Source organism: Mycobacterium sp. SMC-14 (assembly GCF_046250075.1).
Taxonomy (GTDB): domain Bacteria; phylum Actinomycetota; class Actinomycetes; order Mycobacteriales; family Mycobacteriaceae; genus Mycobacterium.
On sequence record NZ_CP176429.1, the window covers coordinates 623,418 to 645,848 of the forward strand.

Sequence of the window (22,431 nt, forward strand, 5' to 3'; positions counted from 1 at the left end):
GCGGATTTTTGCAGCCGCACGCCTGACTTGTCGAACCGGGTTAGGCGGGCTTGGCCCCGAGCAGGTACCAGCCCAGGTGGTGCCCCAAGAAGTCGCGGGCGATGAAGAGCACACCGATGACCGCCACGGCCAGCACTAGCAGGAAGATCGCCCAGCTGAGTGCGAGCAGCAGCGGCCGGCGTCCGCCGGTCGCACCCGCAGTGCCGCCGGCGACGGCGGGGACGCCGCTGTTACCGGCCACGTTGACCCGCACCCCGACCGCGAACAGTGCCGGCAATAGCCCGCCGACCAGCAGTCCGAAAACCAGGATCTTGCACGTGGCTGCAAGGTTGAACCACTGACTCATGACCGGATGACCTCACGTGAATTGGGATCGTCGGTGGAGACGACCGTCAGCTTGGCTCCGGCGTGGCCGGTCTCGAATGCCGATCGGAGGGCGTTCTCGACTTCACGGCCCGCTTCTTCGGGCTGCACGCCGGGGGCGTCGAGACCGCCGGTGAGGGTGCCGTCCCATTCAGCGTTGACGTTGTTGTGGTCGATGCGCGCCCGGCGTGACCGCAGCCAGATCGCCAGGACCGTGATGATCAGCAGTGCCACACCGATGGTGATGCCGGGGTAGCCGCCAATCCCGTGGACCAGGCCGTACGCCCCCGAGCCGACCCCGCCGGCCATCGGCAGCGTCACCAGCCAGGCGGCCACCATCCGTCCGGCGACACTCCAGCGAACCTGCGCGCCCGGCTTGCCGACGCCGCTGCCCAGCACCGACCCGGTGGCGACCTGGGTGGTCGACAGCGAGTAACCGAAGTGGCTGGAGAGCAGGATGACCGCGGCCGCGGAGGACTCGGCGGCCATGCCCTGCGGCGGCTTGATCTCGACGAGGCCCTTGCCCAGGGTGCGGATGATGCGCCAGCCGCCGGTGTAGGTGCCCGCCGACATGGCCAGCGCGCAGCTGACGATCACCCACAGCGGCGGCAGCGTGGCCGACGTGCTCACCGCGCCGTAGGACATCAGCGCGAGGAAGATCACGCCCATGGTCTTCTGCGCGTCGTTGGTGCCGTGTGCCAGCGATACCAGCGCGGCCGAGCCGATCTGGCCGTGCCGGAACACCTTCTCGGACTTCTTCTCGTCGACGCCGCGGGTGATTCGGTAGACCAGCCAGGTGCCCACGGAGGCGATCACCGTGGCGATCACCGTGGCGACCACGGCCGGGACCAGGACCTTGGAAACCACCCCGTGCCAGATCACCCCGTGCCCGCCGACCGCGGCGATCATCGCTCCCACGATGCCGCCGATCAGGGCGTGCGAGGAGCTCGACGGGATGCCGAGCAGCCAGGTGAGCAGATTCCACACGATGCCGCCGACCAGGCCGGCGAAGACGATCTCGAGGGTCACCAGGTGGGCGTCCACCAGGCCCTTGGCGATCGTTGCGGCGACCGCGGTCGACAAGAAAGCGCCGAGCAGGTTCAGGCAGGCCGACATGGTGACCGCTGCCTTGGGCTTGAGCGCACCGCTGGCGATCGAGGTCGCCATCGCGTTGCCGGTGTCGTGGAATCCGTTGGTGAAGTCGAAGGCCAAAGCCGTGATCACCACGATGATTAAGAGGAACAGATCAAGGCTCACGAGAGCATCACGGCACTGATTCTGAGGCCTCGATGGGGCCGTTGTCTAACGATCGACCTCGCGAAACGCCGGTGTATGTCGAGACGTTTCGAACTGTTTCCCCGTCGTTAACCTCAGGGCTTGCGGGGGCTGTCCTGGCGGGTATCGCGGCGCAGCGGATGGTCTTCGGGAACTTCCACGAAGATCAAGGTCAGGCCGTCGGGATCGGTGACATGCATCTCACGTAACCCCCACGGCTCACGGCGCGCGGGCCGGGCGATGGGGACCCCGCGGCTCTCCAGTTCGGCCTGGGTGGCGGCGACGTCGCGGACCTGAAGCCACAGCGCCCCCGGGAAGCTCGCGCCGGAGTGTTCGGGGTTGCCGTGCCCGGCGAGTTCGATCAGCGACTGGCCGGCGAAGAACACCATCCCCGCGCCGTAGTCGCGGGCGATCGCCAGCCCGAGCTCGTCGCGGTAGAACCGCAACGAGCGTTGATAGTCGGCCGGACGGAGCAAGACCCGACTGGACAGGATCTCCATCAGTCCTCGACCGGCTCGATCCGGTTCCGCTTGACGATGGCGGTGGCCCAACCGGCGTTGAGGTTGTCCAGTGCGCGAAACGCCAGCGCCAGCCGCGGCGCGATGCGGATCGGGCGGTAGCGGGCCGCGTCGATCATCCACGCGCCGGCCTCCTGCGCGGTGAGCCCCGGCTTGCCCTGGAACGCCGCGGTGGGCGCGATCATCGGGGTCTTCACCAGCGGGTAGTACAACGTGGTGGACTGCACGCCGTAGCGGGCCCACTCGCTGTCGATGACCCGGCTGACTGCACTCAGTGCGGACTTGGAGCCGTTGTAGACGCCGAACAGCGGCGATGAGTCGGTGAACACGCCCCAGGTGGCGACGTTGATGATGTGGCCGTCGCCGCGCTCGCGCATCGCCGGGGCGAACCCGCGGATCAGCCGCAGCGGCGAGTAGTAGTTCAGCTGCATGGTCCGCTCGACGTCGTGCCAGCGATCCAGGGATTCGGCCAGCGGACGGCGGATGGAGCGGCCGGCATTGTTGACCAGGATGTCCACTCCGCCGAACCGCTCGTCGACGTCCTTGACCAGGGCGTCGATCGCCGCCAGGTCAGACAGGTCGCACGCGATGGCGTGAGCGGTGCCGCCGGCGGCGGTGATCCGCTGGACCAGCGCGTCGAGGTTTTCCTGGCGGCGGGCCACCGCGATCACGGTGGCGCCCGCTGCCCCGAACTGTTCGGCGCCGGCCTCCCCGATGCCCGAGGATGCCCCGGTCACCAGCACCCGCTTGCCGGAGAGGTCGACGGGCTTGGCGCCGGGCCGATGCATCAGCTGCGCGGCGACCGGGGGACGCATGGTGGCCAGCGTGATCTGGTCGGACAGTCGGCGTAGTGGGCTTCGGCTCATGGTTAGCCAGTCTATGCGGGCGTTCTTTGCGTGCCGAGGCTGTAGTTACCGTGCGTCCCACTCGCACTTTTTCGCGCCAACTCCAGGCTCGGCGAACCGCGGGGGCTCAGAAGTACCGGGGGAACCTGCTCCAGTCCGGATCGCGCTTCTCCAGGAAGGAATCCCGGCCCTCGACGGCTTCGTCGGTCATGTAGGCCAGCCGGGTGGCTTCGCCGGCGAACAGCTGCTGGCCGACCAGTCCGTCGTCCAGGAGATTGAAGGCGAACTTCAACATGCGTTGCGCCTGAGGCGATTTGCCGTTGATCTCCTTGGCCCACTGCACGCCGGTGGCCTCCAGCTCGGCGTGGTCGACGACCTCGTTGACCGCGCCCATCTGGTGCATCTGTTCGGCGGTGTAGGTCCGGCCCAGGAAGAAGATCTCGCGGGCGAACTTCTGGCCCACCTGCCGGGCCAAGTAGGCGCTGCCGTAGCCGCCGTCGAAGCTGCCGACGTCGGCGTCGGTCTGCTTGAACCTGGCGTGTTCGCGGCTGGCCAGGGTCAGGTCGCACACCACGTGCAGGCTGTGCCCGCCGCCGGCGGCCCAGCCGTTGACCAGGCAGATCACCGGTTTGGGCATGAATCGGATCAGTCGTTGCACCTCCAGGATGTGCAGCCGTCCGGCGCGGGCGACGTCGACGGTGTCGGCGGTTTCGCCGGACGCGTACTGGTAGCCGCTGCGGCCGCGGATGCGCTGATCCCCGCCGGAGCAGAACGCCCAGCCGCCGTCCTTGGGTGCCGGTCCGTTGCCGGTCAGCAGCACCACGCCGACGTCGGGAGACATCCGGGCATGATCCAGCGCCTGGTACAGCTCGTCGACGGTGTGCGGCCGAAATGCGTTGCGCACCTCGGGACGGTTGAACGCCACCCGTACCGTCGCGTCGCTGACGTGGCGGTGATAGGTGATGTCGGTCAGGTCGGCGAAGCCGTCGACGGTGCGCCAGATGCTCTCGTCAAAAGGGTTGCTGCTCACGCCTGCGACCGTACCGGGGCGGCGGCGTCAGGACGCCGGAGCTTGCCGGAACGCTTCGCGCAGGGTCGCGGCGTAGTCCGGCCCCTGCCCGGGGGCGGTGATCGCGTCCAGCCGGGCGATGGCGTCGTCGCTCAGCGCGATGTCGGCAACCTTCATGTTCTCTTCCAGGTGGGCGCGCGATCCGGTGCCGGGGATCAGCAGGGTGTTGGCCGAGGTGGTCAGCAGCCAGGCCAGTCCGATCTGGGCCGGGGTGGCGCCGGTATCGTCGGCGATCTCGCGGACGACGGCGTGGTCGGTGACCTTGGGGAAGCCGGGGAACGCCGAGCCGAGCGGGAAGTACGGCACCCACGCGATACCTTCGTCGGCGCAGAAGTCGAGCGCGTCCTCCTGAGAGCGGTCGAGCAGGCTGTAGGCGTTCTGGACGCAGACGATCCCGGCCGGCAGGGCGCGCTGCAGCACCTCCAGCCCCACGCTGCTGATACCGATCGCGGCGATCTTGCCCTCCTCGCGCAACGCGACCATCTCGGCCAGCTGGTCGTCGAGGTCGACGTTCTGATCACCCTCGGGAGCTGGGGCGGGGCCGAGGTCGTAGCGCCGCAGGTTGACCACCGGCACGGTGTCCAGGCCCAGTTGGCGCAGGTCGTTCTCGACGGCGGCCCGCAGTTCGGCGGGCTTCTGGGCGGCGGTCAGCGGCACCGGGCCGACGCCGGTGTAGGCGGCACCGACCTTGCTGACGATCACCAGCTCGTCGCGGTAGGGCGCCAGTGCCTTGCGGATGCGGTGGTTGACCTCGCCGCCGGCGTAGAAGGACGCGGTGTCGATGTGGTTGACGCCCAGCTCGACCGCGCGGCGCAGGACCGCGATGGCGTCGTCGCCTGCGACTTTCTCGTCGAGCTGCATGGCGCCGTAGCCGACACGCGCCACGGCCGATGTGCCGATGCGGCCGAGGCCGCCGGGCTGGAGTTGGTCTGTCATGGTGCTCCTAGTGAGACACTGGTAGAGATGCGGAGGATCCTCCGCTTAGGCAGCGTAACAGAAACGGAGGTGCCTCCGCTTTGGCTGGGAGATCCGATGCCCGCCGCAACCGAGAGCGGCTGTTGGCGGCCGCCGCCGCCGCGTTCGGCGGCTCCGACGGGAGTCCGGTTCCGCTCGAGTCGATCGCCCGCGACGCCGGTGTCGGCATCGGCACGCTCTACCGGCACTTTCCCAATCGCGAGGCGCTGGTCGAGGCCGTCTACCGCGCCGAACTGGGCGATGTCGCGGCCGTTGCCGAACAGCTGGTCACCCGCCATTCGCCGAAGGTGGCGCTGCGCCGCTGGATGGACCGCTACGCCGGCTTCGTGGCGGCCAAGCGGGGGATGGCCGAGTCGTTGCGTGCCATCGTCGAGTCCGGCGCGATGGAGCCCAACGAGACGCGCGAGCGCATTGTCGGCGCGGTCGATCTGCTGCTGCGGGCCGGCGCGCGGGACGGCAGCCTGCGCGCTGATGTGCGCGCCGACGACGTCGTGTCCAGCCTCATCGGCATCTTCTTGACCAGTGGCTCGCCCGAGCAGACCGGGCGGCTGTTGGATCTTTTGGTCGCCGGAGTGGCCGCCACCGGCTGATCAAGCTGTCTACGGTGGGGACGATGACCATCGACGTGTGGATGCAGCACCCGACCCGGCGGTTCCTCGACCACGACATGTTGGCGTCCCTGCGACGCTGGACCGGCGGGGCGATGCCCGACGCGGAGATCCCGATCGAGGCCACCGTGTCGGCGATGGATGCCGCAGGCGTGGATTTCGGACTGCTCAGTGCGTGGCGCGGCCCCAACGGTATGGACCTGGTCTCCAATGACGAAGTCGCCGGATGGGTTCGAGCGCACCCGAGTCGCTTCGCGGGACTGGCCACCGTCGATCTGGACCGCCCGATGGAGGCCGTCCGCGAGCTGCGGCGCCGGGTGCGCGACGACGGTTTCGTCGGCCTGCGCGTGGTGCCCTGGTTGTGGAATGCGCCGCCTACTGATCGGCGCTACTACGCGCTGTTCGCCGAGTGCGTGGAACTCGGCGTGCCGTTCTGCACCCAGGTCGGGCATACCGGCCCGCTGCGACCGTCGGAGACCGGTCGTCCGATTCCCTACATTGACCAAGTGGCACTGGACTTTCCCGAACTGTCCATCGTGTGCGGCCACGTCGGCTATCCGTGGACCGAGGAGATGGTCGCGGTGGCCCGTAAGCACGAGAACGTCTACATCGACACCTCGGCCTACACCACCAAGCGGCTGCCGGAGGAGCTGATCCGGTTCATGCGAACCCGCACCGGGCAGCGAAAGGTGTTGTTCGGCACCAACTATCCGATGATCATGCACGCCCATGCGCTCGACGGTCTCGACGATCTCGGTCTTAGTGATCAGGCGCGGGCGGATTATCTGCGCGGGAACGCCGAGCGGGTGTTCAAGCTGGGTGGTGATAGGGATTCCAGGTTTTATGGAGGTGAATAAACGGCTATGAGCCCTATCGACGTCGAGCGTTACATGGCTTCGACACTGGCGGCCCGTGGCTTCGCCATTGAATGGGTCGACTCTGATCTCGAGTACGGCGAGTCCCCAGCGTGGGCGGCTTTCTACCGCGGCCCGGACTGCAAACTTCAACTGTGCTGGTCATCTCGAGAGGGTGGACTCCACTTCTTGTTGGCTCCGTTGGATGCGCCGAATAAGTTCGGGCTTGACGATGGATTCAAAACTTGGCGCTACATGCTGGCGCTCAGTGATGTGACCGACGATCTAGGTCCGCCGCCCCTGGCAGGAGGGGAAGCCAAACTATGGGCTTGGAGGAAAGCCCTGTTCGACACCCATTTCGAAGCGGCGCGTGCTGCGCTATTGTCCGGCGATCGCTAGTAGTTTATCGGCATGGACACCCTCTGACGATAAATCCAAGGAACTTCAGATCGAGATCGATCGGTTGTCGACGGAGTTGGGGGTCCGCTCCATGCCGGTCGGGATGCGGACCAACGACGGGCTGAATATCTTCGTGGCCGACGACGGTTGTTACCACTTCACTTTCTACGAGCGACGGCAGCTGGGTTTTGACCGGGTGGGCGATCTTGAAGACGTCCTTTATTGGTACGGCGAGGCCATCGTCACAAGTCAAGCAATCAAAGCGGTGGGCGACCGCGCGGAACGGGTTTAGATACGAGTACGAAGTGCTCAGCGAATTCAGTGTTGATTGGGCGAAGAGAAATGTCCGCGAGACTGCCGCCAAGTTTCGCAAGTATGGGCCGCCTCAGGACATTGCCCTGCTTCCCGACACCGGCGAACCTTTGTGACCTTCGCCGGCAGCTCTTGGGGTGCGCCTATGCAGCGGCGCGGGCCCGCTAACAAAGAGTCATGCCGTCGCGATCGCTCGAACAGAAGACGCAGGGGTCGCCGTATTCGCTGCCATAATCGGTGTAGCGCGCGACTGCTTTGACGACTCGGGCTGCCGTATCCGGGTCGAGTGTCGATTCGTCCGTCTCGGAATCGGACGGTCGCAGTGAACCGATGCTCGCGACCAGGGGGACCGGGCTGGTCGGATTCCCTGTGACGTCGGTGGCCGGGTTGCCGTCGACGAATAAGGTGTACATCTCGTGTTCGGAAAACCCGAAGTTGAATCGCAGTACCCACCATTGATCGGATTGCTGTGCTGCATAAGGGAAGAACTTGTAGCCCGTGCGCAGCCAGTGAGGGCGCGCGTTCTCTTCGACCAGGTAGCGACCAGTCGGGGGCGAGTCACCCGGAGGCATCATTTCACCTCAGGGACCGGACTGGCATGGCGGCCGGCGGGAATCGTAGTAACGGCGGGGAGCGGACTGATCGTTAGGTGGTCCGGTGTCTTAGGACGCCTGGGGCTTTCGGCGACCGGTGTGTTGTAGCGGTACTGGTCCGGAATGTCCATCCGGGCGCAACATCAATCACGCCGCCGTCTCCTGCGACCGCCGGAAACCGTCGATACTCGTCAAGATGGGTGATCCGATCCCTACGCCTAAACGGCTGCCGGCGGGGGCGTGTCCGGCGGGGGTCTGAGAAAGTTGTCTCGGAGCAGGGCAAAACGATTGTAATTGCTGATTTTGCGTTGGACTGACCGCAGCAGGGGAAGGGCTTTCTCGTCGCGGATGTTGGTTGCAAAATCGAGTCCCGAGCCGATGAGGTCACTGGCCCAGGCGATTTCGGTCAGAAACAAAGCGCGTGCCCAGTCCAGGTCGATCAGGGGCTCTTTGCTTTCCAAGGCTTCAATAATCCGCTCTACGAATGAATCGAAGTCTTCTGTTCTGGGTAAGCCAATTATCGGTGCTAAGACCGAATCGGCTCGCTTCGCTGAGCCGAAGTATTCATTGAGGCTTTGCACCATGAGCACCAGCTCGTCGTCGGTCAGGTCGATTGCCACCGGTTTGGGCATGGTCATGCTTTCACGGTAGTGGATTTTCGTCTTGGTCCTCACCCAAGACAGGGGGGTGATCGGCGCGGTCCGGGAGATAGACGGGCCGCGGACCTGCCGCGGGTGAATCCCAAGGGAGTCCGCCCCCAGCGGGAAGCCGAAGTGGTCCGCCCCCGCCCGACTTGGTACTAGGTGTGGGCGGCGCCGGCAGCGCTTCGACGGGGGGCCGCCCGGGTGTCTTCGGGGAGCTCGGCGCGTTTTCTGACGGAACAACACCGCCTGGTGTTCCGCCCGCAGTTGGCAGCGGACCATCCGAAAGTTCGTTAGTGGCTATCGACGTGAGGCGTGTCGGAATCTTGCGGTCCAGGTAGTTTTGTAGGTTCGGAACCTTCGGCTTGTACACAGTTCCCGCATCTAGCCCTTTAGGGTCGCGAATCACCATCACGTTGGCCTTGGGATCGTAGAGCACTGGCGCGCCGTCGGGGGTCCGCCCGAGGACGAGATCTCCTGGGTTTTCGGCGCTTCGTTTGAATAGGTCGTAGACCGTTTCAGCCAACTGATCTCTGGTCATACCGGGAAATTCACCGATGTGCGTTCTGCCGGCGTGGCCGTAGGCGATCTTCTGCGCGGCCCGCATTAGTGGATCGTTGCTCCAACCACCCGGCGGCGGCTCCGGGGCAGGGTGCGGAGCCTGCGGCAAGGGGATGCCGTTGCCTACGAGTTGGATCCCGTGTTCTTGCCGCTGAGGCGCGAGAGGTTCACCGTCGTCGAACTTCAGGATTCCGACACCCTCTGTGAAAGAGGCTATTTGGGTGGCGATCTCATTGTCTTTGGTGGCCAGCGCCGCCACCTTGTGTCGGATAAATGAAGCGTGCTCTTGGGCGGCGGTCTGGCGGGCGGCGCGGTGCTCGGGGGAGCTGGCCTGGGAGCGATCGGTGACCGAATAGTCCTCGCCGACATCAAAACCGTTGTCGTTGGCTTCGCGGACCGCGCTAAGCACCTCCCGCTTGCAGAACTGCAATGCCTGGTCACTGTGACGGGCGATCTCGATGGCCCGGTGCAATTGGTCAGTCGCAGTGCGCACCTTCACCATGTCGCCGTAGGTACGTTGCTGTGCCCCCTCGTTTCCGAAGCCGGTCCAGGGCGTACCGCCAGGGGCGGAGACTCGCTGGTGCACATCGGTGAACGACTCCTCCCACAGGTTGGCGGTGCGTTCCCAATGGTCGGCTGCGTCACGCAGGTAAGAGGTGTCGAGCGCCTGCACCTGCGACAACGTCAACAGCGCCCGAACGGCCGCCATCTAACACACCGTCGGCGGAACGATCGAACTCATTCGCGCTGCTGCGTCAGCTTCGGTAACTGCGTATCCGTTTGCAGCTGCGGCCAACTTGGCGGCGGTCGCCTGCATTCGCGCCGCGCAGTTTGCGCCGGCCACGGACACCAGGGCATTGAGGGCAGCGACCGCTGCAGCGCTGGACAGCACGGAGGAAGCAACACCGGCGGGTGCCGTGTTGGCCGCCAACTTGCCGGCCAACGAACCACACCAGCTCGCCTCGGCTTGCAGCGCCGCGTCGCTCACCCGGAGGGTTTGCATTAGGGAAGCCTAATTCCTGTCCCTACCTGGCGCACCTCACCACCGGACCGGCACCATAGACCGATGCCGCCACCCCTAGACGACATCCTTGACCGCCTCCACGTGGTGGCGCTGCCGATGCGGGTCAGGTTCCGCGGCATCACGGTGCGCGAAGTGGCCCTGATCGACGGCCCGAAAGGCTGGGGAGAGTTCGGCGCGTTCGGCGAATACGAACCGCCCGAGGCGGCGCACTGGTTGGCCTCGGCGCTGGAGAGCGCCTATTGCGAACTGCCCCAACCGCTCCGCGACCGCATCCCGATCAACGCAACCGTGCCCGCCGTCGACGCCGGTCGGGTTCCCGAGGTACTGGCCCGGTTCCCCGGCGCGAAAACCGCCAAGGTCAAAGTCGCCGAACCGGGCCAAACCCTGGTCGACGACGTCGCCCGCGTCGAAGCCGTCCGCGCGCTCATCCCCACCGTGCGCGTCGACGCCAACGGCGGCTGGACGCTCGATCAGGCAGTCGAGGCGGCAAAAGCCTTGGGTGCACTGGAATACCTGGAGCAACCGTGCGCCACCGTTGCTGAACTCGCGGAGCTGCGCCGTCGCATCGACACGCCGGTGGCCGCCGATGAGAGCATCCGGAAAGCCCAGGATCCGCTGGCGGTCAAAGCGGCCGGCGCGGCCGATATCGCGGTGCTGAAAGTCGCGCCGCTGGGCGGTGTTTCAGCGCTGTTGCAGATCGCTGAGCAGATCGGCATCCCGGTGGTGGTCTCCAGCGCGATCGACTCGGCGGTCGGCATCGCCACTGGCCTGCGGGCGGCGGCCGCACTGCCGGAACTGCAGCATGCCTGCGGGCTGGGCACCGGCTCGCTGTTCGTCGACGACATTGCCGAGACACCGGCACAAAAAGACGGCTACCTGCCCGTGCTGCCGATCGCCCCGGACCCCGCGCGGTTGCACGCCCTGGCCGCTTCGCCGCAGCGACGCCAGTGGTGGATCGACCGGGTCCGGGCCTGCCATCAACTGTTGCCGCAGTAAACCCTCACACGCTGGGCAGCCGCGCGTCGATCCCATTGGCGATCGTCACGGCTTCATCGCTGACATAGAGCTTGCACGCCAGCACATCGATCGCAACGTTGTTGGTCACCCGCAGGGCCCGTTGACACGACCAGCCCGCGCTGTCGTCCTGGTGCTGGGTCATCCACACCGTTGAGTCGACATCGGCGACCGCGTCGAACGTCCAGGACGTATCGGGGTAGCCGTCCTTGGCGGTCGCGAATGTCTGCTCGCCGCAAGAGTTCCAGCGCCGCGCGGTCGCGTCGAAGAAACTCTGCGCGGCATCGCGGTTGGCGAACACCGTCGCGGCCTGAATAACGAAATGGTCTTGCGAGCTCTGGGTGAGGGTCTGGGCGAGGGTCGCGGTCCATTGCGCGTCGGCGTATACGGTCTTCTCGACGGGCATCCACGCCGCCAGGCAGGCGTGTTCGGGGAATTGGCGACCGGAGTCGAACATCCGCGACCGGGAGTCTTTGACCCGCATGGCGCGCGCGCCCATGATCTCGCTCACCGTGGTCGCCTTCAGCAGCAGCTCCGGCAGCATCACAGCCGTCACCGGCCGGGGTCCGTCCTGGTCGGCCGGCACCGCCACGCCACCGGTCACCCGGGAACAGTCCGCCAGCACGGCGCAGGCCAGCGCCAGCGTGCAGGCCAAGCCGACGCTCCGTATCCGCATCACCGTCCCCCAGCTGCGCAGTTGAGATCCTGACACCATAAGGCGTCGACGGGTCGCGTACCTTCACTCTGGTGACCAACCTCGCTTACGACGACCGTAATCAGGATGGGGAGCCAGTTCTGTTCATCGCCGGGCGGGGCGGCGCCGGCCGCGGCTGGCACTTGCATCAGGTGCGCGATTTCCAGCTCGCCCGATATCGCCCGATCACCTTCGACAACCGCGGCATCGGTGCCACCGAGAACGCCTCGGGGTTCACCACCGAAACCATGGTGGCCGACACCGCGCAGCTCATCGAATCGCTGAACTGTGGACCTGTCCGCATCGTCGCGGTGTCGATGGGCTCCTTCATCGCTCAGGAACTGATGCTTGCCCGGCCCGAATTGGTGACATCGGCTGTCCTGATGGCTACGCGCGGCCGCCACGACCGCGCTCGCGAATTCTTCTATCAGGCCGAGGCGAAGCTCGCCGAATCCGGTGCCGAACTCCCTGCCGAATACGAGGCCAAAGTTCGCCTGCTGGAGAGCTTTTCACCGAAGACGCTCAGCGACGACGCGGCGATCAAGGACTGGATCGCGATGTTCACCATGTGGCCGGTCAAAAACACCCCGGGGCTGCGCTGCCAGCTGGACGTGGCGCCATTGACCAACCGGCTGCCCGCCTACGCCAACATCACCCAACCGGTGCTGGTGATCGGATTCGGCGACGACGTCGTCACTCCGGCGCACCTGAGCCGCGAGGTCGCCGATGCGATCCCGGGGGCACGCTACCTGGAGATCCCCGATGCCGGGCACCTCGGTTTCATCGAGAAGCCGGATCAGGTCAACAAGGCTGTCCTGGAGTTCCTCGCCGAGGTCGACGGCAAGCCGTTCCGGTGGGCGCCGGTGCCCCCGGCGCACGACTAACCTGATACCAATGACCAACCCCTCGACGGCACAGGCCCGCATCGTCGTCGACGAGCTGATCCGCGGCGGTGTCCGCGATGTGGTCTTGTGTCCGGGGTCGCGCAATGCGCCGCTGGCGTTCGCGCTGCACGACGCCGACCGGGCGGGCCGGCTGCGGCTGCATGTGCGCATCGACGAACGCACCGCCGGGTATCTGGCGATCGGGCTGGCGGTGGGCGCGGGCGCGCCGGTGTGTGTGGCGATGACCTCGGGTACCGCGGTCGCCAACCTGGGGCCGGCGGTGGTCGAGGCCAACTATGCGCGGGTGCCGCTGATCGTGCTGAGCGCCAACCGCCCCTACGAGCTGCTGGGCACCGGCGCCAACCAGACCATGGAGCAACTGGGCTACTTCGGTACCCAGGTGCGTGCCGCCATCAGCCTGGGGTTGGCCGAGGACGCCCCCGAGCGAATGGACGCCCTCAACGCCACCTGGCGTTCGGCGGTGTGCCGAGTCTTGGTCGCCGCCACCGGATCCCGGACCGCGAACGCGGGTCCGGTGCAGTTCGACATCCCGCTGCGCGAACCGCTGGTGCCCGATACCGATTCAGATCGGCCGCTGGAGCAGCTGGGCCGACCGCACGGGCGTCCCTGGACTCTCACCCCACCGGTCAGCTTCGACCAGCCTCTCGACATCGACCTGTCCCCGGACACCGTGGTGATCGCCGGGCACGGTGCGGGGCTGCATCCCAACCTTGCGGCGCTGCCCACCGTCGCCGAGCCCACCGCCCCGATGCCGGCGAATCCGCTGCACCCGCTTGCGCTGCCGCTGCTGCGCCCGCAGCAGGTGATCATGGCTGGCCGTCCTACCCTGCACCGTCCGGTGTCGACCCTGCTGGCCGACCCGACGGTGCCGGTGTACGCGCTGACCACCGGGCCACGCTGGCCGGACGTGTCGGGTAACTCGCAGGCCACCGGCACCCGGGCCGTCACCTCCGGGGAGCCGGACCCGGCCTGGCTGCGCCGCTGCGCGGAACTGAACGCCCAGGCCAATGCCGCGGTGCGCGCGCAACTGGCGGCCCATCCGCTCACCACCGGCCTGCACGTGGCGGCGGCGGTGGCCGACGCGCTGCGCGCCGGGGATCAGTTGGTGCTGGGCGCGTCGAACCCGGTGCGCGACGCCGCCCTGGTGGGGCTGGGCAACGCCAAGGGTGCCCGGGGCGTCGCCGTGCGATCCAACCGCGGGGTCGCCGGCATCGATGGCACGGTGTCCACTGCGATCGGTGCCGCCCTGGCGCACGAGCGGCAGAACCCCGACGCCCGCACCATCGCCCTGATCGGGGACCTGACCTTCGTCCACGACAGCTCCGGGCTGCTGATCGGGCCCACCGAGCCGAGGCCGCAGCAGCTGACGATCGTGGTCTCCAATGACAACGGCGGCGGCATCTTTGAGCTGCTCGAGCAAGGAGACCCCCGGTTCGCCGACGTCTCGTCGCGAATCTTCGGCACCCCGCATGACGTCGACATCGCCGCGTTGTGCCACGCCTATCACGTCGATTTCCAGCAGGTCGAGACTGAGGACCTGCCCGCCGTGCTCGCTGAACCCGCCGGCGGCGTGCGGGTGCTCGAAGTCAAAGCCGACCGCTCATCGCTGCGGACACTGCACGCCGCGATCAAGGCGGCGTTGTGAGACTGCCCGATTACCGGTCCAATCGGGCCTATCGAACGTTGAAGCCGCTGCTGCGCACATTGATTCGCGGTAATGGCGCCTTGCCCCGCGACAGCTGGGCCGCGCGTGTACTGCGGTGGGCGCGTACCGGCGTGGTGATCCTGGTGTCGTTGGTGACATTGCAGTCGCTGTTGCTGGTGGCCGGTGCGTGGCGCAACGACATCACCATCGAGCGCGACATGGGGGTGGCCGAGGCCGAGGTGCTCAACGCGGGATTTCGGCGCTCCACCATCGAGTTCGTCACGCCGGAGCGGATCACCTACCGCCCCGAGCTCGGCGTGCTCTATCCCTCCGAATTGGCAACCGGGATGCGGATTTACGTCGAATACGACAAGGCCGACCCGGATCTGGTGCGGGTCCAGCACCGGACCGCGGTGCTGGCGGTCATTCCGGCCGGGTCCGTCGCGGTGATCGCCTGGCTGATCGGGGTTGCGGCATTGGCGGGATGCAATGTCGCCGAACGACGGTGGGCCCGAGCGCAGTCGTAATACTGACCGGCTAGCGCTCGTGCACCAGCCGCTCGAGCCAGCCCGCGTCGTCGGTGTCCACCACCGTCTTGGTGGTCAGGTCGTACACAGTCGGGGTGCCGGGGCTCTCCGGGTTTGCCGAGAGCAGCTGCACGCGGTTGAAGGCATTCATCGACGTGGCGTCCACGACCTGCTGGCCGGCGGCGATCCGGTCCACCACGTGGCCGGGCAGACCGCTTTCACCAGCAGTGGTCGCGATGTCCTCCACGGCGGGTGTGCCGCCCTTGCGGTACAGGCCGGTCACGAACGTTTGATAGGCACCGGCCGAGGTAGCCGGATCGGCCGCTGCCATCAGTGCGTTGCCGACGCGCGCGGAGGTGTCGTTCTTGCGGCGGGCATCCAGAAACGTCATCCAGCGGTAGGTCACCGCGACGTCGCCGGCGGACAGGTGCCGGCCCAGCTCGTCGCCGGAGGCCGCCTCGAACTTCGCGCACTCGGAGCACTGCGGGTCGCAGAAGATCTCCAGCTGCACCGGGGCGGAGGCCGTTCCGACCAGCACGCCGAAGTGGTCGGCACTCCACGTCGTGCCGGGTTCATGCGCCGGTCCCAGCTTCGCCTCTCCTCCGTCGAGGCTCGCTGAACCGCCGGGTGCCTCGGGGTCGGCTGCTGCCGGCCCCGCCAATGCCCCGCCGAATACCACCAGTGCTGCCAATGTGCCCAGCCAAGACCGCATTCCAGCACCCTATCGAAAGGCGGGTACCGTCGACCGGGTGAGCCGCGCGAGCCTGGACAAAGACCCCCATGCCGTGGCGTCGATGTTCGACGGCGTTGCCCGTCGTTACGACCTGACCAACACGGTGCTGTCGTTGGGACGAGATCGGTCCTGGCGTAAGGCCACCCGGAAAGCTCTTGAGTTGCAGCCGGGGGAGAAGGTGCTTGACCTGGCCGCCGGGACCGCGGTGTCGACGGTGGAGCTGGCCCGCTCGGGTGCCTGGTGCGTGGCGGCGGACTTCTCGGTGGGGATGCTGGCCGCAGGGGCGGGTCGGCCCGTGCCCAAGGTCGCCGGGGACGCCACCAAGCTGCCCTTCGGCGACGAGGTGTTCGACGCGGTCACGATCAGCTTCGGGCTGCGCAATGTCGTCGACCACACCGCGGGCCTGCGGGAGATGGCCCGGGTGACCCGGCCCGGGGGCCGGCTGGTGGTGTGCGAGTTCTCCACCCCGACCGTCCCGGTGTTCGCCACGGCCTACAAGGAGTACCTGATGCGGGCGCTGCCGGCGGTGGCGCGCGCCGTGTCATCGAACCCGGAGGCCTACGTCTACCTCGCCGAATCGATCCGCGCCTGGCCGGATCAGGCCGCGCTGGCGGAGCAGATCGGCGCGTCGGGTTGGTCGGACGTGAGCTGGCGCAACCTCACCGGGGGGATCGTCGCGCTGCACTCGGCCCGCAAGCCGCGCTAACCCTGCGCTCGGCCCAGGAGGGGCCTAGGACGCCGGGTCGAACCGGAACACCGCAATCCGGCCGGCGAGCGCCTCGACCTCGTCGGGGGTGCCCTGGTCCACCAGGCCGGCCTGTTTGAGGAAGCGGGCGCCGACGGGCACCTGCACTGGAAACGCCCGCAACACCGGACGGGCAGCCTCCGCCGACAGCTCGACGATGCGCACCGGCCGTTCGTGGCGACCGTGGCGCAGGAGGCCCGCACCGGCCGCCCGGGCGTTGAGCGCCCAATCGGCCTTGGGGAACCCCGCCACCGTGTAGAGCTGGCCGTCGACGGTGAACGGCGTCATCGGGGTGCTGCGCGGCTGCCCGGACTTGCGGCCCGGCACCGTCAGCACCATCGGCGGTCCCGTGGGGATGCCCAGTTTCTGCAGGCCGATCATCAGCTTGTTGACCGGTTTCAGCCAGCGCGGCGGCTTCGGGTCAGTCATGGCTTCGCTCCCCGTCAGCCCAGATGCGCCGAGAGCAACCAGCCCGCGGCCGACTTGCGCCCGCCCGCTTCGTCGCGCAGCCCGACGCCGCCGAACCCGGGGAAGTCGTCGGGGAACACCGCGTGCAGCCGGGCCGGCTTGATCTCGTCGATCACCCAGTACTTCGAGACCACCTCACGTAGTTCGTCAGCGGTCACCGCGAATGGCGGGCCCTCGGGGATGGCGGTCTTATCGAAGACCAGCACGAAGTACGACGCCCCCGGCGCGGCGGCGCGCACGATGGACCGCTGGTAGCCCTCACGGGCCTGCACCGGGATCGAGTGAAACAGCGTGCTGTCGACGATGGTGCCGAACCGGCCGTCATAGCCGGAGAAGTTGCTGATGTCGGCGACCTCGAAGGAGGCGTTGGTCAGGCCGCGTTGGGCGGCCTCGGCGCGGGCCAGCTCGATAGCGGTGGGCGAGCTGTCGAGTCCCACCGTGGTGTGCCCCTGTTTAGCCAGGTACAGCGAGATGGCGGCCTCGCCGCAGCCGACGTCAAGGACATCGCCGTGGAACTTGCCCTGCTCGATCAGTGTGGCCAGCTCGGGTTGGGGTTCCCCGATACTCCACGGTGGTTTGGCGCCCAAGCCCATTTGCTCGGATTCGCCACGGTAGGCGGCGTCGAACTGGAGATCCAATGAATCGCTCATTACCCCGGTATATCAACGCCTCTGATACATGTCAACGTTGTTGATATATCTTTGTGCGGGGGCGCCCCAGCAGCCGTCCCCAAGTTCCCGGCGCTAGGAGAACGGGCGGCGGCGGTCGATCAACCGAGACATCCGGCCCCCGCCGCGCCAGGCCCGCGCCACCAGATCCGCGTCGTCGTCGGTGACCAGGTTGGCCATCACCCGCACCGCCACCCGCATCAGCATCGTCGAGCGCATCGCCAACGGTCCGGTGGCCGGCAGGAACCGGGGGAACGTCAGCAGCAGCGCGAGGCGTCGCGCGACCGAGAACCCGCGCGCGTAGTGGGCGGTCAGCAACTCCGGCCAGGCCTGCGAAAGGTCAGCAGAATGTCCCGCAGCACTCAATAACTCAATGGCCAGCCGGCCGGTTTCCAGGCCGTAGTCGATGCCCTCGCCGTTGAGTGGGTTGACGCAGGCCGCGGCGTCGCCGATCAGCATCCAGTTGGGCCCGGCGACACCCGAGACCGCGCCGCCCATCGGCAGCAGGGCGCTGGCCGGCGCACGCACCGGCCCCTCGAAGCCCCACTCATCGCGGCGCAGGTCGGCGTAGTAGGACATCAGTGGCCGCAGCGCCACGTCGGCGGGCCGTTTGACGGTGGCCAGCGCCCCGACGCCGATGTTCACCTCGCCGTTGCCCAGCGGGAAGATCCAGCCGTAGCCCGGCAGCACCTCCCCATCCGGGGACCGCAGCTCCAAATGCGACGTCAGCCACGGTTCGTCGCTGCGCGGCGAGGCCAGATAGCCGCGGGCGGCCACCCCGTACACCGTCTCCTGGTGCCACTGGCGGCCCAGCACGCGGCCCAGCGTGGAGCGGGCCCCGTCGGCAACGATCAGCGTCTGACAGCTGACCTCTGCGCCGTCGGCCAACACCACCGAGTGCACTCGCCCGGACGAGTCGTGATGGACCCCGACGGCCTTGACGCCCAACAACATCCGGGCCCCGGACTCCTCGGCGACCTTGCGGATGCGTTCGTCGAGTTCGGTGCGCGGCGCCGCACTGCCGGTGGACGGGAACGACGGGCCGGGCCAGTCCACTTCGATCTCGCCGCCGAAGCCGGCCATCCGCAGACCACGATGCCGGATGTGGCTGTCCAGCCACTCGCCGAGCCCCAGTAACTCCAGCTGTTCGACGGCGCGCGGGGTCAGGCCGTCACCGCACGGCTTGTCCCGCGGGAAGACGGCCGAATCGACCACCAGCACGTCGCGGCCCGCCCGCGCGGCCCAGGCGGCTGCCGCCGACCCCGCCGGTCCCGCACCGACTATCACCACCTCGGCCACCGTCTCAGCGCTGGAATTCACACTGACCAGTATGTTGGAGCCGTGAGGACACCGGCGAACGTGGTGGCGGGGTTGGATTTCGGCGGCTTGGGGGACCCGGGTTTCGCGGACCGAGTCCGCGACGGGGTTGCCCGCATCGAAGAACTGATGGACACCGAGTTGCGCGGTGGTGACGGCCTGATGACCGAGGCCGTCACCCACCTGTTCGACGCCGGCGGAAAGCGGTTCCGTCCGCTGTTCACCGTGCTGTCGGCCCAGCTGGGGCCCGAGCCGGACGCCTGGCAGGTGACGGTGGCCGGTGCGGTGATCGAGCTGGTGCACCTGGCCACGCTGTATCACGACGACGTGATGGATGAGGCGCAGATCCGCCGTGGGGCGCCGAGTGCCAACGCGCGGTGGGGCAACAACATCGCGATCCTGGCCGGCGACTACCTGTTCGCCACCGCGTCACGGCTGGTGTCGCGGCTGGGTCCGGATGCGGTGCGGATCATCGCCGAGACCTTCGCCCAACTGGTGACCGGACAGATGCGCGAGACCCGCGGTGCGGCTGACGGCGTGGACTCGATAGAGCACTACCTCAAGGTCGTCTACGAGAAGACGGCCTGCCTGATCTCGGCGTCGGGCCGGTTCGGTGCGACGTTCTCCGGTGCCGACGACGACCAGATCGAGCGACTGGCCCGGCTGGGCGGGATCGTAGGCACCGCCTTCCAGATCTCCGACGACATCATCGACATCGATTCCGACCCCGACGAGTCCGGCAAGCTACCCGGCACCGATCTACGCGAGGGTGTGCACACGCTGCCGGTGCTCTACGCCCTGCAGGAGACGGGTGCCGACGCCGAGCGGCTGCGGGAGCTGCTGGCCGGCCCGGTCACCGAGGACGCGGCGGTCGAAGAGGCGCTGGGGCTACTGCGGGCGTCGGCGGGGATGGTCAAGGCCAAGCAGACCGTGGCCGACTATGCCGCGCAGGCCCGCGCGGAGCTGGCTGAGCTGCCCGACTGCGTCGGTCGCGCGGCACTGGCCGGGCTCGTCGACTACACCGTCAACCGGCACGGCTGACCACGATTGCGGAACTCGTGCGACCTCGGCGGCGTTTAATGAGCACGATGGTCGTTCTCCAAGGAGGAAGTCGATGACCTGGCACCCGCACCACAACACCGCAAAGACGTTCTTTCTGCTGTTCGTGATGTCGGCGTTGATCGTCTTGGTGGGCCGGGCGTTCGGGCCACAGATGATGTGGGTGGCGGTGCTGTTCGCCGTGGGGATGAACGCCTACACCTACTTCAACAGCGACAAACTGGCGCTGCGGGCGATGCGGGCCCAGCCGGTGACCGAGGTACAGGCACCGGAGATCTACCGGATTGTGCGGGAGCTGGCCACCACCGCCCACCAGCCCATGCCCCGCTTGTACGTCAGCGACACCAACGCGCCCAACGCCTTCGCCACCGGCCGCAACCCGCGCCACGCCGCGGTGTGCTGCACCAGCGGAATTCTGCGGCTGCTCAACGAGCGCGAGTTGCGCGCGGTGCTGGGGCACGAGCTGTCGCACGTGTACAACCGCGACATCCTGATCTCGTGTGTGGCCGGCGCTTTGGCCTCGGTGATCACCGGGTTGGCCAACATGGCGATGTTCATGGGCAACCGGCGCGACGGCAACCCGCTGGCGATGCTGCTGGTCGCCTTGGTAGGCCCGCTGGCCGCGTCGGTGGTGCGAATGGCTGTGTCGCGGTCGCGCGAGTACCAGGCCGACGAGTCCGGTGCCGTGCTCTCGGGTGACCCGCTGGCGCTGGCGTCCGCGCTGCGCAAGATCTCCGACGGCGTACAGGCCGCCCCGCTGCCGCCCGAGCCGGAGCTGGCCAGCCAGTCGCATCTGATGATCGCCAACCCGTTCCGCGCGGGGGAGAAGGTCGGTCAGCTGTTCGCCACCCACCCGCCGATGGCCGACCGGATTCGGCGGCTAGAGGCGATGGCTCGCGGCTAGCGCAGTTCGCCGCCCCACCTGCACGCCCGGCTCGCCGTCGAGGCCGCTGACCAGCATGTGTCCATGAACCACTGGATCGTGCAGAAGCTGGCCGACCGGCCGCCGACTGGCCTGCTCGACTGGTGATATCGGATGCGCTATCCGATTCACACCCATCTCACCCCAGCCTCGACGGTGCGCACGTGACGCATGCGTCGGCTGCGTCCGCTGTGGAGCTCGATTCACTGGGAACCAGCACCGTACCGCCGGTAGCGCAATGCTGCCGCAGCCAATCTTCAAGGGCCTGCTCGGCGGCGTGATCGATGTAGGTGGTCCGGATGGCGAGCGTGACGTGCGAGCCAGCGGGAATCTGTGCCAGCACGTTGGTCAGCCGGGGAAGCGCCAGGAAGGTGCACGCGCCCGACACGGTCACCACCCACTCGTCGTCGCTGTGCGCGGCGGTGATCTTCATCCGGATCACCCGCCAGCCCGTCAATGCCATCGCCAGCACCAGCCCGATCAGCACGCCGTGCAGCAGGTTCAGGAACACCACGCCGGCCACCGTCACCAGGTAGACGACGAGATCGCCGCTGCGCCAGGCCGTCTCGATGTGAATCATCTTGATCAGCTGAACGCCGACGGTAATCAGCAGGCCGGCCAGTGCCGCAGTGGGAATCTTCTGCACCAAGTCCGCGAACGGCAGGGCGAACAGCAGGATCCACACGCCGTGCAGGAACGCCGACGCCCGCGACTTCGCACCGGCGGCGACGTTGGTGGCGCTGCGGACGATCACCCCGGTGATCGGCAGTCCACCCAGCAATCCCGAGGCGACGTTCGCGGTGCCTTGCCCGATCAGTTCGCGGTTGAAAGCGGTACGCGGCCCGGTATGCATCCGGTCCACCGACACCGCCGAGAGCAGGCTTTCCACGCTGGCGATCAACGCCACGGTGACCACCCCGATGAAGGCGGCAGTCCAGTTGCCGTCCGGCAGCGCGGGCAGCTGCACGGCATCCAGCAGTGATCCGTCCAGGGTGATGCGACGCACCTCGAGCGAGAAGAGCAAGGACAGCACTGTCGCTCCGGCAATCGCGACCAGCGGCCCGGGAATCCGGCCCAGCGGTCCCGGTACCGATCGCCAGGCGAGCATGGTCATGATCACCAGGATGCCCAGGATCGGCTCGGCCCCATGGGACTCGATCAGCCCTTCCGGCAGCCTGGCGAGGTTTTCCCAGGCCGAACTCGCCGAGCGGCCGCCGAGTAGGACGAGCAGCTGCTGCAGGGTGATCGTGATGCCGATTCCGGCCAGCATCGCGTGCACCACGACCGGCGAGATCGCCAGGGCGGCCCGCGCCACCCGGCTCAGCCCCAATAGGACCTGCAGCACCCCGGCGCCGACGGTGATTGCGCACGTCACCTTCCAGCCGAAGCGCCCCACCAGATCCGCGACGATGACTGTCAGCCCGGCCGCCGGCCCGCTGACTTGCAGCGGTGATCCGCCCAGGGCGCCGACGACGAGCCCGCCGACGATCGCGGCGATCAGGCCAGCCAGCACTGGTGCACCGGAGGCCACGGCAATACCCAGCGACAGCGGCAGAGCGACCAGAAACACCACCAAGGAGGCGGGTAGGTCATGCCGGAGAACCGAGCGGGACCAGGCTCTTCGTGCGTTGGCTCGTGATTTGACGTCGGCTTGCGCGGTCAGCATCCGGTAGTTCCCCTGCCCTCATAAGATATTG

At 67.4% G+C, this 22,431-nt stretch carries 26 protein-coding genes and 2 pseudogenes; 12 read left to right on the forward strand and 16 right to left on the reverse strand.

Translation table 11 applies throughout. From position 1 onward, the window contains the following. Positions 1-40: 40 nt before the first annotated feature. From ACKY0W_RS02930 to ACKY0W_RS02955, 6 genes are all read right to left on the reverse strand, one after another. A complete protein-coding gene (locus ACKY0W_RS02930) occupies positions 41-346 on the reverse strand; it encodes a hypothetical protein (protein ID WP_409436322.1) in 306 nt (101 codons plus the stop codon). Continuing rightward, positions 343-1,620: an inorganic phosphate transporter gene (locus ACKY0W_RS02935; protein WP_409436323.1), complete on the reverse strand. Its 1,278-nt coding sequence runs from the start codon at positions 1,618-1,620 to the stop codon at positions 343-345. Before ACKY0W_RS02935 ends, ACKY0W_RS02930 begins: the two co-directional genes overlap by 4 nt. Positions 1,621-1,733: 113 nt before the next feature. Further along, complete coding sequence (locus tag ACKY0W_RS02940; protein WP_409436324.1) at positions 1,734-2,138, reverse strand: VOC family protein; 405 nt, start codon at positions 2,136-2,138, stop codon at positions 1,734-1,736. Further along, a complete protein-coding gene (locus tag ACKY0W_RS02945; RefSeq protein WP_409436325.1) occupies positions 2,138-3,022 on the reverse strand; it encodes an SDR family oxidoreductase in 885 nt (294 codons plus the stop codon). The genes ACKY0W_RS02940 and ACKY0W_RS02945 overlap by 1 nt, the downstream gene beginning before the upstream one ends. 106 nt (positions 3,023-3,128) lie before the next feature. Further along, positions 3,129-4,031, reverse strand: a complete 903-nt coding sequence (locus tag ACKY0W_RS02950) for a 1,4-dihydroxy-2-naphthoyl-CoA synthase (RefSeq protein WP_409436326.1) — start codon at positions 4,029-4,031, stop codon at positions 3,129-3,131. Positions 4,032-4,058: 27 nt separating this feature from the next. Beyond that, complete coding sequence (locus ACKY0W_RS02955; protein WP_409436327.1) at positions 4,059-5,006, reverse strand: aldo/keto reductase; 948 nt, start codon at positions 5,004-5,006, stop codon at positions 4,059-4,061. 80 nt (positions 5,007-5,086) lie between these two features. On the opposite strand from ACKY0W_RS02955, the gene ACKY0W_RS02960 reads away from it, so the two are divergent. From ACKY0W_RS02960 to ACKY0W_RS02975, 4 genes and pseudogenes are all read left to right on the forward strand, one after another. Next, on the forward strand, positions 5,087-5,635 hold the full coding sequence (locus ACKY0W_RS02960; protein WP_409436328.1) for a TetR/AcrR family transcriptional regulator: 549 nt from the start codon (positions 5,087-5,089) through the stop codon (positions 5,633-5,635). Between the two features lie 23 nt (positions 5,636-5,658). Then, a complete protein-coding gene (locus tag ACKY0W_RS02965) occupies positions 5,659-6,510 on the forward strand; it encodes an amidohydrolase family protein (protein WP_409436329.1) in 852 nt (283 codons plus the stop codon). 6 nt (positions 6,511-6,516) lie between these two features. Beyond that, entirely contained in the window at positions 6,517-6,906 is a 390-nt protein-coding gene (locus tag ACKY0W_RS02970) for a hypothetical protein (protein ID WP_409436330.1), read from the forward strand. A 91-nt stretch (positions 6,907-6,997) separates the two neighbouring features. Next, positions 6,998-7,334, forward strand: a pseudogene (locus tag ACKY0W_RS02975) (hypothetical protein). A gap of 48 nt (positions 7,335-7,382) precedes the next feature. On the opposite strand, the gene ACKY0W_RS02980 reads toward ACKY0W_RS02975, so the two are convergent. From ACKY0W_RS02980 to ACKY0W_RS02995, 4 genes are all read right to left on the reverse strand, one after another. Further along, the gene (locus ACKY0W_RS02980) at positions 7,383-7,790 is read right to left on the reverse strand and encodes a hypothetical protein (RefSeq protein WP_409436331.1); all 408 of its coding nucleotides are present in this window, start codon (positions 7,788-7,790) and stop codon (positions 7,383-7,385) included. 239 nt (positions 7,791-8,029) lie between these two features. After that, the gene (locus ACKY0W_RS02985) at positions 8,030-8,449 is read right to left on the reverse strand and encodes a hypothetical protein (protein ID WP_409436332.1); all 420 of its coding nucleotides are present in this window, start codon (positions 8,447-8,449) and stop codon (positions 8,030-8,032) included. A 4-nt stretch (positions 8,450-8,453) separates the two neighbouring features. Beyond that, positions 8,454-9,722, reverse strand: a complete 1,269-nt coding sequence (locus ACKY0W_RS02990) for a hypothetical protein (RefSeq protein ID WP_409436333.1) — start codon at positions 9,720-9,722, stop codon at positions 8,454-8,456. Continuing rightward, positions 9,723-10,016, reverse strand: coding sequence for a hypothetical protein (locus tag ACKY0W_RS02995; RefSeq protein WP_409436334.1), 294 nt, complete (start codon positions 10,014-10,016; stop codon positions 9,723-9,725). It lies immediately after the preceding gene. 63 nt (positions 10,017-10,079) lie between these two features. Here ACKY0W_RS02995 and ACKY0W_RS03000 point away from each other — a divergent pair, with 63 nt between their 5' ends. Then, the gene (locus tag ACKY0W_RS03000) at positions 10,080-11,033 is read left to right on the forward strand and encodes an o-succinylbenzoate synthase (RefSeq protein ID WP_409436335.1); all 954 of its coding nucleotides are present in this window, start codon (positions 10,080-10,082) and stop codon (positions 11,031-11,033) included. Between the two features lie 4 nt (positions 11,034-11,037). On the opposite strand, the gene ACKY0W_RS03005 is transcribed toward ACKY0W_RS03000, so the two are convergent. Next, a complete protein-coding gene (locus ACKY0W_RS03005) occupies positions 11,038-11,727 on the reverse strand; it encodes a sensor domain-containing protein (RefSeq protein ID WP_409436336.1) in 690 nt (229 codons plus the stop codon). A gap of 71 nt (positions 11,728-11,798) precedes the next feature. Here ACKY0W_RS03005 and ACKY0W_RS03010 point away from each other — a divergent pair, with 71 nt between their 5' ends. Genes ACKY0W_RS03010 through ACKY0W_RS03020 form a run of 3 tightly spaced genes read left to right on the forward strand, consistent with a single transcriptional unit; the run spans position 11,799 to position 14,822 of the window. Further along, positions 11,799-12,629, forward strand: coding sequence for an alpha/beta fold hydrolase (locus ACKY0W_RS03010; protein ID WP_409436337.1), 831 nt, complete (start codon positions 11,799-11,801; stop codon positions 12,627-12,629). A gap of 10 nt (positions 12,630-12,639) precedes the next feature. After that, entirely contained in the window at positions 12,640-14,295 is a 1,656-nt protein-coding gene (gene menD, locus ACKY0W_RS03015) for a 2-succinyl-5-enolpyruvyl-6-hydroxy-3-cyclohexene-1-carboxylic-acid synthase (RefSeq protein WP_409436338.1), read from the forward strand. Positions 14,296-14,297: 2 nt separating this feature from the next. Next, on the forward strand, positions 14,298-14,822 hold the full coding sequence (locus tag ACKY0W_RS03020) for a DUF3592 domain-containing protein (RefSeq protein ID WP_409437629.1): 525 nt from the start codon (positions 14,298-14,300) through the stop codon (positions 14,820-14,822). A 10-nt stretch (positions 14,823-14,832) separates the two neighbouring features. Here the strand turns inward: ACKY0W_RS03020 and ACKY0W_RS03025 are convergent, their stop codons facing one another. Next, a complete protein-coding gene (locus ACKY0W_RS03025) occupies positions 14,833-15,534 on the reverse strand; it encodes a DsbA family protein (protein WP_409436339.1) in 702 nt (233 codons plus the stop codon). Between the two features lie 37 nt (positions 15,535-15,571). Here ACKY0W_RS03025 and ACKY0W_RS03030 point away from each other — a divergent pair, with 37 nt between their 5' ends. Next, positions 15,572-16,261, forward strand: a complete 690-nt coding sequence (locus ACKY0W_RS03030) for a demethylmenaquinone methyltransferase (RefSeq protein WP_409436340.1) — start codon at positions 15,572-15,574, stop codon at positions 16,259-16,261. A gap of 24 nt (positions 16,262-16,285) precedes the next feature. On the opposite strand, the gene ACKY0W_RS03035 is transcribed toward ACKY0W_RS03030, so the two are convergent. From ACKY0W_RS03035 to menJ, 3 genes are all read right to left on the reverse strand, one after another. Continuing rightward, positions 16,286-16,729, reverse strand: coding sequence for a nitroreductase family deazaflavin-dependent oxidoreductase (locus ACKY0W_RS03035; RefSeq protein WP_409436341.1), 444 nt, complete (start codon positions 16,727-16,729; stop codon positions 16,286-16,288). 14 nt (positions 16,730-16,743) lie between these two features. Further along, positions 16,744-17,418 carry a class I SAM-dependent methyltransferase gene (locus tag ACKY0W_RS03040; protein WP_409436342.1) on the reverse strand — a complete coding sequence of 225 codons (675 nt, stop codon included), beginning with the start codon at positions 17,416-17,418 and terminating at the stop codon, positions 16,744-16,746. Positions 17,419-17,511: 93 nt separating this feature from the next. Then, a complete protein-coding gene (menJ, locus tag ACKY0W_RS03045; protein ID WP_409437630.1) occupies positions 17,512-18,735 on the reverse strand; it encodes a menaquinone reductase in 1,224 nt (407 codons plus the stop codon). Between the two features lie 42 nt (positions 18,736-18,777). Here menJ and grcC1 point away from each other — a divergent pair, with 42 nt between their 5' ends. The 3 genes and pseudogenes from grcC1 to ACKY0W_RS03060 form a co-directional block, all read left to right on the forward strand. Further along, a complete protein-coding gene (gene grcC1, locus ACKY0W_RS03050; RefSeq protein ID WP_406756371.1) occupies positions 18,778-19,794 on the forward strand; it encodes a nonaprenyl/(2E,6E)-farnesyl/geranylgeranyl diphosphat synthase in 1,017 nt (338 codons plus the stop codon). Positions 19,795-19,867: 73 nt separating this feature from the next. Then, positions 19,868-20,716, forward strand: coding sequence for a zinc metalloprotease HtpX (gene htpX / locus ACKY0W_RS03055; protein WP_046283250.1), 849 nt, complete (start codon positions 19,868-19,870; stop codon positions 20,714-20,716). A gap of 12 nt (positions 20,717-20,728) precedes the next feature. Beyond that, positions 20,729-20,842, forward strand: a pseudogene (locus ACKY0W_RS03060) (toxin-antitoxin system HicB family antitoxin); the annotation flags it as partial. 31 nt (positions 20,843-20,873) lie between these two features. Here ACKY0W_RS03060 and ACKY0W_RS03065 read toward each other — a convergent pair. Further along, a complete protein-coding gene (locus ACKY0W_RS03065; RefSeq protein ID WP_409436343.1) occupies positions 20,874-22,400 on the reverse strand; it encodes a SulP family inorganic anion transporter in 1,527 nt (508 codons plus the stop codon). Positions 22,401-22,431 lie beyond the last annotated feature (31 nt).

Coding starts and splice junctions, on each gene's coding strand:
- ACKY0W_RS02930 (WP_409436322.1), bottom strand. CDS start 346: ATGAGTCAGTGGTTCAACCTTGCAGCCACGTGCAAGATCCTGGTTTTC.
- ACKY0W_RS02940 (WP_409436324.1), bottom strand. CDS start 2,138: ATGGAGATCCTGTCCAGTCGGGTCTTGCTCCGTCCGGCCGACTATCAA.
- ACKY0W_RS02945 (WP_409436325.1), bottom strand. CDS start 3,022: ATGAGCCGAAGCCCACTACGCCGACTGTCCGACCAGATCACGCTGGCC.
- ACKY0W_RS02955 (WP_409436327.1), bottom strand. CDS start 5,006: ATGACAGACCAACTCCAGCCCGGCGGCCTCGGCCGCATCGGCACATCG.
- ACKY0W_RS02965 (WP_409436329.1), top strand. CDS start 5,659: ATGACCATCGACGTGTGGATGCAGCACCCGACCCGGCGGTTCCTCGAC.
- ACKY0W_RS02970 (WP_409436330.1), top strand. CDS start 6,517: ATGAGCCCTATCGACGTCGAGCGTTACATGGCTTCGACACTGGCGGCC.
- ACKY0W_RS02980 (WP_409436331.1), bottom strand. CDS start 7,790: ATGCCTCCGGGTGACTCGCCCCCGACTGGTCGCTACCTGGTCGAAGAG.
- ACKY0W_RS02985 (WP_409436332.1), bottom strand. CDS start 8,449: ATGACCATGCCCAAACCGGTGGCAATCGACCTGACCGACGACGAGCTG.
- ACKY0W_RS02990 (WP_409436333.1), bottom strand. CDS start 9,722: ATGGCGGCCGTTCGGGCGCTGTTGACGTTGTCGCAGGTGCAGGCGCTC.
- ACKY0W_RS02995 (WP_409436334.1), bottom strand. CDS start 10,016: ATGCAAACCCTCCGGGTGAGCGACGCGGCGCTGCAAGCCGAGGCGAGC.
- ACKY0W_RS03000 (WP_409436335.1), top strand. CDS start 10,080: ATGCCGCCACCCCTAGACGACATCCTTGACCGCCTCCACGTGGTGGCG.
- ACKY0W_RS03005 (WP_409436336.1), bottom strand. CDS start 11,727: ATGCGGATACGGAGCGTCGGCTTGGCCTGCACGCTGGCGCTGGCCTGC.
- menD (WP_409436338.1), top strand. CDS start 12,640: ATGACCAACCCCTCGACGGCACAGGCCCGCATCGTCGTCGACGAGCTG.
- ACKY0W_RS03025 (WP_409436339.1), bottom strand. CDS start 15,534: ATGCGGTCTTGGCTGGGCACATTGGCAGCACTGGTGGTATTCGGCGGG.
- ACKY0W_RS03035 (WP_409436341.1), bottom strand. CDS start 16,729: ATGACTGACCCGAAGCCGCCGCGCTGGCTGAAACCGGTCAACAAGCTG.
- ACKY0W_RS03040 (WP_409436342.1), bottom strand. CDS start 17,418: ATGAGCGATTCATTGGATCTCCAGTTCGACGCCGCCTACCGTGGCGAA.
- htpX (WP_046283250.1), top strand. CDS start 19,868: ATGACCTGGCACCCGCACCACAACACCGCAAAGACGTTCTTTCTGCTG.
- ACKY0W_RS03065 (WP_409436343.1), bottom strand. CDS start 22,400: ATGCTGACCGCGCAAGCCGACGTCAAATCACGAGCCAACGCACGAAGA.